We start from the raw sequence: 12,342 nt of genomic DNA on the forward strand, positions 1-12,342 counted from the left end.
ATTCAAGTACGCTAGGCCTGCGGCGGCTCTGCTGGTGGGGTGAACGTTTGTTGGAGACGCTCAACTTCTTCTTTCACTGGGCTCGGGTTAGCAAAAAAGCTAAACCGGCTCTTGCTAGCCTCTGTTTTAGGCAGCTCTGCTTCTTGAGGAGATGCTTCCTTCTTCGAAAATAAGTCTTTGGTGGCAGATTTGAAAAAATCAATGATTCGATTGGCGCAATCATCAACCATTTTTCGCCATCCTGTTTGTTGCTCCAATACAGAGTTTGCTCCCTCAATGGCAGAATTCAAGGAGCTTATAAATGTCTCCTGAGCGGACTCTAATTTCTCAGGAGAGGACTCAAACTGCTCAAACTCTTTTCGGCAGGTAACCATCGCGGCTTCTATTGAAGAAATCATCGTGGTCATAGCAGGAATAAGGTCGGGGTTTTTCTCGTTCCTTAATTTTTCTTTTAAAGGCAACAGTAAATTGAGTACAGGGAAGGAACCAAACTGGGATATTTCAATGAGGCGCTCATCTTTTTGGAGGTTTTCACCAGCAAACTCAATAGCCTCTCCCTGCTGTGCTACAGCGGCAGTCACAACATCTTTGTTGCCCTTAAACTCGGGCACATATTGAAGGGCATAGCCATTTTGGCTTACGGCAGCAAGAACTATTTCTATCTTGCTTCTTAAAGGTTCTAAAACGAATTTGAGAGCCATTCCATTCTGCGCTAAAGCGGCAAGGACGACGCGTTCATTTTTTCTTAACTCGTCTGATGCATATTGAAGTGCTAGTCCTTGTTGTTTAACAGCAGCAAGAACGATCTCTTCGTCATTTTTGAGGTCTTCGGGAAGACTGTGAAGGATATAGCCATTTTGCGCTAAAGCAGTAAGTATTATTTCTCTATCTGCTTGTATGTCAAGATGGGCATTAAATAGTTCAAAGGCATTTTCAGCTACAGCATCGAGTACTTCATCCCTGGTAGAATTGGTATTGATCATTTTCATAAGCCATATTTGGACTACCTGTATTAATTATATGCTTCGAATATTAATGGAAACTTAAGGCATTTATTGTTAAGGCCTAATGAAAGTGTAATAATTCATTCTGACTAGAGTAAGAGCGGAGTGATCAGGATTTGTTTGTTCTAATATCCATTCAATTGCCTGTTTTTCAGACTTTTTCAAGTAGGCCTCACTAGAGGCACATAACATCGCATCCTTTTATAACATTAAGAGAATTTATTTTTATACCATCAACAATTGTTCCTATGGGTACTTATACCGTTAAAAAAAAGCGCACAGCTGGGCCTACTGATGAGATTGTGTCACCAGGCGCACAAACCTGTGTCGTCGTTGTTTTGGAGTCTCCACACGGAGTTGCTGTCGCTCATATTGATACGCCGGTTGTTGCGGCCAAGATAACGTCAGCAATGATAACTGAATTGCAAACAATGGGAGAAGGTGCTATCACGGCGCGTTTATATGGTGGAGATTATGGTAACCCTGTGAGTAGTTCTGCCAGTATATCCAATCCTGTTTATGAAGAATTAAACAAGCGACACATTTCCTACTCACATAAAGACTATCATCTTACAAGTGGTTTGTTTTTGGCTGCAGCAACCACGCTATGGGCTTTAAGCTCTCTTGGTCCTGAATCACCACTAGTGGCTTTGGCATGCATAGGATTGGCCTATAAAGCGACAAGTATATTAAGTGCAGTGTTACCGGAAAATTGGCAGCCAAGGTGTTTAGGCAATAATATTGATGTCTGCGTCAATGTTGCAATTGGAAGAGTGCGGCTTGTAAAAGATAACGAAGAACATAGCCGTGTATTTTTGAGTGAAGCCAGGAACAGACTGATTGGCGGTGATCAATGGAGGCGTATTACAGCAAGAGCAAACCTTAATCCTACTGATCCAGGAAACGAAAAAGGGCTTGCAATGGTTAGAGTATAAATTTTCGTGTTGTATCCGGGAAAATTCAAACTTATTTAGTTGGTTAAACTATCGTTTTTGCGTAACATGAGCAGTAAGTGATGACTATCCAAGGAGCAGGCGTGTCGACCGAAACCAATTGTCCATTTCATTACACTGCGGGAGGGGGAACTTCAAGCCGTGATTGGTGGCCCAATCAGCTTAAACTCAATATTTTGCATCAACACCCATCTGTGTCTAATCCAATGGGTGAAGATTATAATTACGCGGAAGAATTCAAAAGTCTCGATCTGGAAGCCGTCAAGCAAGACCTTCAGGGACTGATGACGGACTCACAACCCTGGTGGCCGGCTGATTTTGGCCACTACGGACCTTTTTTTATTCGTATGGCCTGGCATAGTGCGGGAACCTATCGTATCGGGGACGGCCGTGGTGGTGCAGGCAGTGGCAGTCAGCGGTTTGCACCACTGAATAGCTGGCCAGACAATGTTAACCTCGATAAAGCACGCAGGTTACTGTGGCCAATCAAGCAAAAATATGGCCGAAAAATTTCCTGGGCTGATCTGATAATTCTTACCGGTAATGTCGCACTGGAATCAATGGGATTCAAAACATTGGGGTTTGGTGGGGGCCGTAAGGATATTTGGGAGCCAGATGAAGATATTTATTGGGGTCTTGAGACTACCTGGTTAGGTGATAAACGTTATTCTGGGGACCGTATTCTTCAAAATCCACTCGCTGCTGTTCAAATGGGTCTAATATACGTGAATCCAGAGGGGCCAAATGGTAACCCGGATCCGCTTGCTGCGGCGCGCGATATACGTGAGACATTTGCTCGTATGGCGATGAACGATCAGGAAACAGTTGCACTGATTGCGGGCGGCCACAGCTTCGGCAAAACGCATGGTGCTGGTGAAGCAAACTATGTAGGACCGGAACCAGAGGCCGCTGGTATTGAAGAGCAAGGCCTTGGTTGGATCTGCAGCTTTGGTACTGGCAAAGGGGGCGATACCATTAGCAGCGGCCTCGAAGTGACCTGGACTAAAACGCCGACACAATGGAGTAACAATTTTTTCGAAAACCTGTTTGGTTATGAGTGGGAACTGACGAAAAGTCCTGCTGGTGCACATCAATGGGTTGCAAAAGATGGTGCAGGTTCAGGTACTATTCCTGATGCCCATGATCCGAATAAACACCATGCGCCAACGATGCTAACGACTGATCTCGCTTTACGCTTCGATCCCGTTTATGAAAAGATTTCACGGCGCTTCTTCGAGAATCCAGATGAGTTTGCAGAGGCTTTTGCCCGAGCATGGTTCAAATTGACGCACCGAGATATGGGGCCTCGTGCACGTTATCTTGGTCCTGATGTCCCAAGTGAAGATTTTATATGGCAAGATCCTGTTCCTCCAGTGAATCACAAGCTGATTGATGAAAAAGATATTGCTTCTCTTAAGGAAAAGATTCTTGCTTCCGGTCTCAGTGTTTCGGAACTGGTCGCAACAGCTTGGGCATCCGCATCCACATTCCGAGGTTCTGACAAGCGCGGTGGCGCTAATGGAGCTCGTATTCGTCTTGCGCCGCAAAAAGATTGGGAAGTTAATCAGCCTGCGCAGCTTGCGAAAGTACTCAAAATCCTGGAGGGTATTCAGTCAGTATTCAACAGTGCTCAGTCGGGTGGAAAAAAAGTGTCGCTTGCTGACCTGATTGTTCTTGGTGGTTGTGCTGGTATTGAGCACGCGGCAAAAAGAGCAGGATATGAGGTGACGGTTCCCTTTTCACCAGGGCGTATGGATGCGTCACAGGAACAAACGGATGTAGAGTCTTTTGTTGCCATGGAACCAGTCGCAGACGGCTTCCGCAACTATCAAAAGACGCGATTTACTGCGTCGGCTGAAGAGCTGTTGGTGGATCGAGCACAATTACTCACAGTCACTGCACCTGAAATGACTGTTCTAATAGCTGGATTAAGAGTTCTTAACGCTAACGTTGGACACTCGCCACATGGTGTTTTTACCAAACAACCGCAGGTACTGACTAACGATTTTTTTGTGAACCTGCTCGACATGGGGATAAGATGGAAGCCTACTTCAAAAGATGCTGACGTTTTTGAGGGGCGTGATCTTGTCACCGGCGAACTTAAGTGGACTGGTACTCGTGTTGATCTCATTTTTGGTTCAAATTCACAGCTCAGAGCCTTGGCCGAAGTGTATGCCAGCGCAGATGCAAAGGAAAAATTTGTTGAGGATTTCATTGCCGCTTGGACCAAAGTGATGAACCTGGATCGTTTCGATCTGAGGTAATATTCCTCTTTTTGTAAATAGGTACCTACATTGAGGTTCAAATGCCTATGACGACATGTTCCTGGCCTGATATTAGACATGGGAACATGTCTAGGTCAGTTTGTGCCTGTGATTACTTCCTGGAGTAAAAGAGCGACGTGATGCACCGCAAGGTGCATTTCTACGTCCTTGGTTTTTAACAGAGTCCACCGGTTTTCCCAGCGCTCATAACAGGCAAGTCTATTCACAGTGGAAGGAGCTTTATAGTGCATTATGTTATAAGAAATCTTGGGAGTAAAACCATTGCTGAAATAGCTAAAGAGTTCGCAGAAATCCCTTATGGCGTATCCTCCCTCAATTTGAGCGACAATTTTCTTGGCCTCAAACCTGGTACTAAATTGACTCGTCTTTTGGCAAAGCTTCCCCGGAGCGTAAGTTCTCTTAATTTGAGAAATAATCGTCTTCACCATCTGGCTAGTGCTAAATTGGCTTGTCTATTGGCCGCAATCTCCCAGAGCGTCACTTTCCTTAATTTGAGCAAAAATTTCCTTTACCAATACGACGTTGATGAACTGGTGCAAATCCTGGCAGCAATTCCGGTAAGCGTAACTCGTCTTGATTTGAGTGATAATGGCCTTCATCTGAAATCCGGTACTGAGTTGGCCAAGATCTTTGCAGCGATTCCTGCGGGTGTGACTTTTCTCGATTTAAGCGAGAATGAGCTTGGCAAAAAATCCGATGTTGAATTGGCGGAGGCCTTCGCAGCGATTCCCCCTCATGTAACCTCTCTTAGCTTGAGCAAAAATTCACTGAATCTCAAATCTGGTGCTGAATTAGCCAGAATCTTGGCTGCAATTCCTGTACATATAATTGCTCTTGATTTAAGTCATAATCGCCTTAATCTTAAATCTGATGCTGAATTGGCTGAGTGTCTTGCAGCAATTCCTCCCAGCGTAACTTCTCTCAATTTAGGCTGGAATAATCTTCACTTCAGATCCGGTGCTGAATTAGCTATGGGTTTGGCGGCGCTCCCTAAGGGCGTTAGATCTCTTAATTTGATGGGGAATGCCCTTCACTTCAAATCCGGTGTTGAATTGGTCCAGGTCTTGGCGGCAATTCCTGCGAATGTGACTTCTCTTAATTTAAGTGAGAATGGCCTTCACTATAAATCCGTGCCAGAAATGGTCCAAGCCTTGGCAGCAATTCCTGCGAATGTGGCTTCTCTTGATTTAAGTGGCAATGGTCTTTACTTGAAATCCGCTGCGGAATTGGTTCAAGTGTTGGCTGCAATCCCCCCGCATGTGACTTCCCTTAAGTTAGGTGGGAATGGCCTTCACCATAAATCCGGTGGGGAATTGGTGCAAATCCTGGCAGCAATTCCTCCGAGTGTGACTTACCTTGATTTACGTGGCAATGGATTTAATCTCAAATCCAGTGCTGAATTAAGCCAGGCCTTGGCTGCGATTCCTAAAGGCGTGATCGCCCTTAATTTGAGTCAGAGTAATTTGGGTGAGAAATCTGTTGATGAACTAATCCAGATTTTGGGAGCAATTCCTGGAACAATAACCTCACTGGATTTGAGTGATAATGGGTTAGACAAATTCACTCCGGCCGAATTGGTGCTTCTTTTAAAAGCAATTCCTGCAACAGTAACTTCTATCAATTTGAGTAAGAATAATTTATTTACCAATAAAACCATCATTGAACGGGATTTTTTGCTGAAAAGTTTACAGCCTTTTGAGCAAAACGGTCGACTTCAATTGGCACGTAATGGTGAAGCCGCTTTTGCAAGAGCCTTATTGCCAATGTTGTCTTTAGTAAAACAAAACAAACTGCCTTTTGATATAGTCAGCCATATTTTAGGGCTGCTATTGTCAAATCCAGGTAACAAATCTGAAATAGCTTTACTTAACAACAAAATAGCCCAATCAGTGATGTCTAAAAATGGCTTACTTATTAAACAGGGTTATTCGCGAAATGGAGCCTCCTTTTTTCAAAGACTCTCCATGTATTTTGGTGATAGCACATCAAAAATGAATACGTTAAAAAACAGAGCTAGAAATAATCCTGAAAGTGCTGAAGCAAAAACATTAGAACATTTTTGCTTACGGGTTCATTAAACAAGACGGAACTTGTGCTCTGATTTCTTAAGTGGATTGTCCTCTAATCAGTAGCACAGGCATTGTTGCAGTTCGAATGATCTGTTCAGCTACGCTGCCTAAAAATAAATGACTTAAACCTCGTCGACCATGAGTGCCTATAACCAGCAAATCAGCAGGCCATTCTTTTGCTTTCTCAACAATGACCTCACCAACACGGCCCTGAAATGGATTTAATTCAATAAGCGTGGTGTCGAATTTGATAGATGATTGTTTGGAAACCATGGCGGCGGTCTTATCTAAAATCTTTTGACCCTCATCTTTAAATGCTTTAAGAATCAGAGAATAATCAAAGCCCGGTCCTCCATGGTAGACAAATCCCTCATCAACCACATAGACGATCCGTAAATGTGCTTTTTGATCGGTTGCTAATTGAATTGCTTCTTGCAGTGCATTATTTGATAGGTCACTGCCATCAGTAGCCACCATAATTTTTTTATATAGCATAATGCTTAAATTCCTTATAAGGTTAACTTTTGTGTAAAAAAAGCTCTTAATGTATTTGTCTGTCTCAACTTGAAGTCATTCATTGAATCAGAGTTGTTGATTTGTAAATTCTTTTTGTTCCTCATTAAAGCACCCTCTCATTTCAATTTCAAATTAACGAACAGGCTGAAAAGAACATCGATTCGAAGTGTCGTGCCAGTTTTCAAAGCGTGTAGCAATGCTTCGAAACTCTTTCCATCAAGCAAAAAAACTCTCCATCGAATGGTTCTAGTTCGCGAAATGCCAAGGCGTGACCTCAATTTAAAGCTATTCGCTGATCAGGGTTGTCGATTTGTAAATTATTTTTCCTCACAAAAACCGCTCTTGCTACCTTAAAACAGTTGAACAGAGCTTCATAAAAATAGAAACTTTCAAATGAACAGGGTGAACTTTGCTGATCATTAATCACTCCATGCAAAGAAGACTAAATTAGATATCTCCCATACCCTGTCCATATTTTAATTGATGTGTGCAATAAATTACCATATAATCTAGGAACATTCCTCTTCTTAGATATCAATATGCCCTATTATATGTATTTTCCTTTTAAGGAAAGCGAGCTTTCTGAAGAAGAGAGAGCAGCTAAAGATCGCTGGCTTCATAATGAAAGAATAAATCACAAAGACGTGATTATTCTTTATCATGGTGATAAATTAAGCAATATTCCTTCAAATGCAAAGATCTACATTTCTTTGCATGGAACATCGCAGGCCAATTATAACGTCACAGATGGAAAAAACACGATTAGTGTCCAAGAGATTGCCAGGCGGATGATTGCTGATGGATTACTTGATGATCCAAAAATTTTAAGATTAAAATTATTTTTTTGTGATCACATCAACAAAGCACTACCAGTCGCTCAAGCTTTTCTGCAGACGTTACGGGCTGAGCCCAAATCTGAGCAAAGCCGCCTACGTGTGGATTATTATCCTGATCATTTATTGGCCTCACCAGGAATATCATCATCAGGAAAAGAAATTCATAAACATGGTCTCAAATCCCCCGTTCGGAGCGCGGCTGATCCACGAGCTCGAGATATCCGGCAATCTTTATACACGAATCAAGACTGTATGCCCAAACTCACCAGAGACGATATTCAAAAGGTAATTAATCAATATGAGGGGTATAAATCATCCAGGCTTCACGGATTGTCTGGTCTTTTCAATTTAAATGGTTTTTTTTCCACGAGTGAGAGTGCTGATATGATGAAAACATTGTTATCAGCAACTTCGGAGACAGATCGATTTCATATCGCCGCCAATTATGTCAAATATTTCCCTGAAGCGCATTTTGCAAAATTACTTGTGCCTGCGATTAATCATGCCGTTGAAGACAATAAAAAATTCTGGGAAGGCGGCCTGTTGCCTTTTTTTTCAGACATGGAACCATGAGATTGATGACATTTGCCGCGATTAGGTATTTCCATGCATTTTTTGCTTTTATGGTGAAGAATGCCGTTATCTATCCTCATACTTTTCCCTTAATCATCGACACAGTTTGGATTAAATAAGGATCCGCCAGACTCACAATCACCGAAAATTCAATGACTGCGTTTAATTCTGGAACGCTAATCACTTGATTAATCCGCCAAAAGATAATCCCGGAGTTGACACCGGAGGTAACGATCATCGGTGGCCCGACGGGCACAGGATGCAAGCTTAATTTGTCTTTACGTACCAGATCAATTTTGTCACCAAGAAAGGCTTGTAAGCCCTCCCATGCATTGGGAGAGTAATTTTTTCGTACTTCGGCCATGTCGTCAGGTAGTTTTATGTTGTAATCGATAGTTAAAGTGGCAAGAAGGACTTTCTGAGTCCATGTTGATACATCGATGTTAGCCGCATAATTGAGAGGAGGAAAAACCAGAAACCCTATCAAGAGCATACGTGCTAGTTGATTGCCTTTCATGATCATCCTTATACAGTTCTTAGCAAATAAGACATAAAACAATCATTAGACTTCTTTCACAAGCGTCTATTTGTTTAATGAGTATAGCAGAGTATAATTTGCTTCTTTTTTGTGGTTAAAACCAAGACGTCCAATGCAATCCAACTCCATTATTATTCGCGGTGCCAAAACGCATAATCTTAAAAATATTGATGTGGATTTACCGCGTAATCAATTAACTGTTATTACCGGCCTTTCCGGGTCTGGCAAATCGTCATTGGCTTTTGATACCTTGTATGCGGAAGGCCAGCGTCGTTATGTCGAATCGCTTTCGGCTTATGCGCGGCAATTTTTATCAATGATGGAGAAACCGGAGGTTGACTCCATCGAAGGTTTATCACCAGCTATTTCAATCGAGCAAAAAGCAACCTCTCATAATCCTCGCTCAACAGTGGGAACCATCACGGAAATTTATGATTATTTGCGCTTACTGTATGCACGAGTGGGTGAGCCGCGTTGCCCGACTCATCATGTGAGTTTACACGCGCAGACGATCAGCCAGATGGTGGATCAGGTTTTAACCATGCCAGAAGACTGTAAGGTGATGATTCTTGCACCAGTGGTAAGAGAACGCAAAGGCGAGCATGTGCAGTTATTGCAGCAATTGCAGGCTCAAGGCTATGTTCGTGCCCGTATCGATGGTGAGCTCTGTGAGCTGGATGATCCGCCTAAATTGGCTTTGAGGCAAAAACACAGTATTGACGTGGTGGTGGATCGCTTCAAGGTGAGGAAGGACTTGGCGCAGCGCTTGAGTGAGTCATTTGAGAATGCCCTTAATCTGGCTGATGGCTTGGTGATCGTGGCATCGATGGAGGGTGAATTTGATGAGATCGTTTTCTCATCGAAATTTGCCTGTCCTGAATGTGGCTATAGTTTGAGTGAATTAGAGCCGCGGCTTTTTTCCTTTAACAATCCGATGGGAGCTTGTCCTTCCTGTGATGGCCTGGGTGTTGATCAATTCTTTGATCCGGATCGGGTAGTACATGATCAGACAGCCAGCCTGGCAGAAGGGGCTATCCGGGGGTGGGATAAGAAAACCACTTATTATTACCCAATGTTGGAGTCACTGGCCAAGCACTATAAATTTGATATAGAACGCCCCTTTTGTGATTTACCAGAGAAGATACGGCAAATTGTGCTCTATGGCAGCGGGCAAGATGAAATTGAGTTTCATTACCAGCGTCCACATGGCGGCTATATGGTCAAAAAGCATGTTTTTGAAGGGATTATTCCTAATATGCAGCGTCGTTATCGGGAATCAGATTCAGCGATGATTCGGGAAGAATTAGCGAAATACCTCTCTTCGCGTCCTTGCATGACCTGTCATGGAACACGATTAAGAGAAGAAGCGCGCCATGTATTTGTTGCTGATAAAAATTTACCTGAAATTACTGCCTATTCGATCGAAAAAGCGCATGAATTTTTTAAAAATTTGCAATTACCGGGCTATCGGGGTGAGATTGCAGCCAAGATTAATAAGGAAATTGTCGAACGTCTGGGTTTCCTGGTTAACGTAGGTCTGGATTATTTATCCCTTACCCGCAGTGCGGAAACGTTGTCCGGGGGTGAAGCGCAACGAATTCGTCTCGCCAGCCAGATTGGTTCTGGCTTGGTAGGCGTTATGTATATCCTTGATGAACCCTCTATTGGTTTGCATCAACGTGACAATGAGCGTTTACTGCAGACTCTCTTTCATTTGCGTAATCTCGGCAATACCGTCATCGTGGTTGAACATGATGAAGATGCGATTCGGTCGGCCGATTATGTTCTGGATATTGGTCCTGGTGCTGGTGTGCATGGTGGGAAAATAGTGGCCAGCGGTACTCCGGAAGAAGTCATGGCCAATCCATCCTCCCTGACTGGACAATACCTGTCCGGCAAACAAGAAATTGTTGTTCCCAAGGAGCGGGTCGCTGTTGATGAAAAAAAGATGATTCATTTAACCGGCGTGACTTGCAATAATTTAAGCGATATAAGCGTTAGTATTCCTTTGGGATTGATTACTTGTGTAACCGGGGTGTCTGGCTCCGGTAAATCCAGTTTAATTAATGACACACTCTATCCTATCGCTGCGAATCGATTAAATCGGGCAAGCCTTTTAACGCCGGGGGCGGTTCGCGATATCAAGGGCTTGGAGCGTTGTGACAAAGTGATTGATATTGATCAAAGCCCAATCGGCCGCACACCACGTTCTAATCCAGCGACATACACCGGCCTATTTACACCGATTCGTGAGTTATTTTCAGGTACACCAGAAGCAAGAGCGCGCGGTTATCAGCCGGGGCGCTTTAGTTTTAACGTCCGTGGCGGGCGGTGTGAAGCTTGTCAGGGTGATGGTTTGATCAAAGTAGAGATGCATTTTCTGCCTGATATCTATGTGGCTTGTGATGTGTGCAAGGGCAAACGGTATAATCGGGAAACGTTGGAAATTCAGTATAAGGGTAAAAATATTCACGAAGTGCTGGATATGACCGTAGAAGATGCGCGCGTCTTTTTTGATGCGGTACCGGTGCTAGCCAGAAAATGCCAAACGTTAATTGATGTCGGTTTGTCTTATATCCGCTTGGGACAAAGTGCTACTACCCTGTCAGGAGGGGAGGCCCAGCGTATCAAACTGGCTCGCGAATTATCAAAACGGGATACCGGCAGTACACTTTATATTCTGGATGAGCCAACTACAGGCTTGCATTTTCACGATATCAAACAACTGCTCGCTGTTTTATTCCGTTTGCGTGAGCAGGGCAATACCATTGTGATCATTGAGCACAATCTTGATGTGATAAAGACAGCCGATTGGTTGATTGATCTTGGCCCTGAAGGGGGACATAAAGGCGGGCAAATCATCGCAACCGGTACACCGGAAATGGTTGCGGAGTGTAAGCATTCTTATACCGGCCAATTCTTAAAGCCTTTGTTAGATAAAGCGAAGAAGAAATCTAAGTAAAATATCGTCATTGAAGCGAAAAGGGCAAAAATTTCTTGATCCTAATAGTCGCCTACCCTAAGATGCAATTTTTATACAATTAAGAGATAATTATGCCATCCGAGCAAGGCAGCATCGAACGAATCAAGAAAGCTTTAGAGGAAGCAAAAGGCCCTAGCCTTCGCCTTTCTTATCTTAGCCCCAGGCTTGACTCTTTTGGTGCGGATCTCATTGGCAAATTCCTGAAATCGAATACGACTGTAACGGATTTAAATCTTTATGGTAATAGTTTCAATAGTGCATCGACCTTAATGCTCGTCAAGGGATTAAGGAGGAATACCGCTCTGATCAAGCTTGACCTCGGTAGTAATAAGTTTAAAGATCCTTTCGTGCTAGCCACGTTGGCTGAAGCGGTCAATAGCCATCCTAACCTGGTTCTTCTTGAGCTGGGTGAGAGCGAAATGGGTGGAAATGCGACCTTCTTGTTATCGAGGCTAGAAACAAGGCTGTCTTCAAAACCACTTACTCTTGTTCTTAACGTATTCGTTCGGGCAAATACGGGTTGCATTGAAAGAGAAAATTAATTTAGAGGGTTTAGGTTAAAGGGCAAGAGAGCCCTATAGTCTT

9 protein-coding genes are annotated in these 12,342 nt (G+C 43.4%); 6 read left to right on the top strand and 3 right to left on the bottom strand.

The features are described 5' to 3' along the window. Positions 1-11: 11 nt before the first annotated feature. Positions 12-983 carry a DUF4116 domain-containing protein gene (locus Lfee_RS12485; RefSeq protein ID WP_058447331.1) on the bottom strand — a complete coding sequence of 324 codons (972 nt, stop codon included), beginning with the start codon at positions 981-983 and terminating at the stop codon, positions 12-14. A gap of 269 nt (positions 984-1,252) precedes the next feature. On the opposite strand from Lfee_RS12485, the gene Lfee_RS12490 reads away from it, so the two are divergent. The 3 genes from Lfee_RS12490 to Lfee_RS12500 all read left to right on the top strand — a co-directional run bounded on the left by Lfee_RS12490 (position 1,253) and on the right by Lfee_RS12500 (position 6,320). Beyond that, the gene (locus Lfee_RS12490) at positions 1,253-1,939 is read left to right on the top strand and encodes a hypothetical protein (RefSeq protein ID WP_058447333.1); all 687 of its coding nucleotides are present in this window, start codon (positions 1,253-1,255) and stop codon (positions 1,937-1,939) included. An 86-nt stretch (positions 1,940-2,025) separates the two neighbouring features. Next, complete coding sequence (gene katG, locus Lfee_RS12495) at positions 2,026-4,221, top strand: catalase/peroxidase HPI (protein ID WP_370446975.1); 2,196 nt, start codon at positions 2,026-2,028, stop codon at positions 4,219-4,221. Between the two features lie 245 nt (positions 4,222-4,466). After that, positions 4,467-6,320 carry a leucine-rich repeat domain-containing protein gene (locus tag Lfee_RS12500; RefSeq protein ID WP_058447337.1) on the top strand — a complete coding sequence of 618 codons (1,854 nt, stop codon included), beginning with the start codon at positions 4,467-4,469 and terminating at the stop codon, positions 6,318-6,320. 27 nt (positions 6,321-6,347) lie between these two features. Here Lfee_RS12500 and Lfee_RS12505 read toward each other — a convergent pair whose 3' ends face one another. Beyond that, positions 6,348-6,806, bottom strand: coding sequence for a universal stress protein (locus tag Lfee_RS12505; RefSeq protein WP_058447339.1), 459 nt, complete (start codon positions 6,804-6,806; stop codon positions 6,348-6,350). A 560-nt stretch (positions 6,807-7,366) separates the two neighbouring features. On the opposite strand from Lfee_RS12505, the gene Lfee_RS12510 reads away from it, so the two are divergent. Continuing rightward, a complete protein-coding gene (locus tag Lfee_RS12510; protein ID WP_058447341.1) occupies positions 7,367-8,236 on the top strand; it encodes a hypothetical protein in 870 nt (289 codons plus the stop codon). 76 nt (positions 8,237-8,312) lie between these two features. Here Lfee_RS12510 and Lfee_RS12515 read toward each other — a convergent pair whose 3' ends face one another. Then, a complete protein-coding gene (locus tag Lfee_RS12515) occupies positions 8,313-8,753 on the bottom strand; it encodes a DotI/IcmL family type IV secretion protein (protein WP_058447344.1) in 441 nt (146 codons plus the stop codon). A gap of 133 nt (positions 8,754-8,886) precedes the next feature. Between Lfee_RS12515 and uvrA the strand changes: the two genes are divergently transcribed. Together uvrA and Lfee_RS12525 are read left to right on the top strand one after the other, a co-directional pair. After that, positions 8,887-11,736: an excinuclease ABC subunit UvrA gene (uvrA, locus tag Lfee_RS12520; RefSeq protein WP_058447346.1), complete on the top strand. Its 2,850-nt coding sequence runs from the start codon at positions 8,887-8,889 to the stop codon at positions 11,734-11,736. Between the two features lie 92 nt (positions 11,737-11,828). Continuing rightward, the gene (locus Lfee_RS12525; protein WP_058447352.1) at positions 11,829-12,299 is read left to right on the top strand and encodes a leucine-rich repeat domain-containing protein; all 471 of its coding nucleotides are present in this window, start codon (positions 11,829-11,831) and stop codon (positions 12,297-12,299) included. Positions 12,300-12,342 lie beyond the last annotated feature (43 nt).

Origin of the sequence: Legionella feeleii (assembly GCF_001467625.1) — a bacterium.
Classification (GTDB): Bacteria; Pseudomonadota; Gammaproteobacteria; order Legionellales; family Legionellaceae; genus Tatlockia; species Tatlockia feeleii.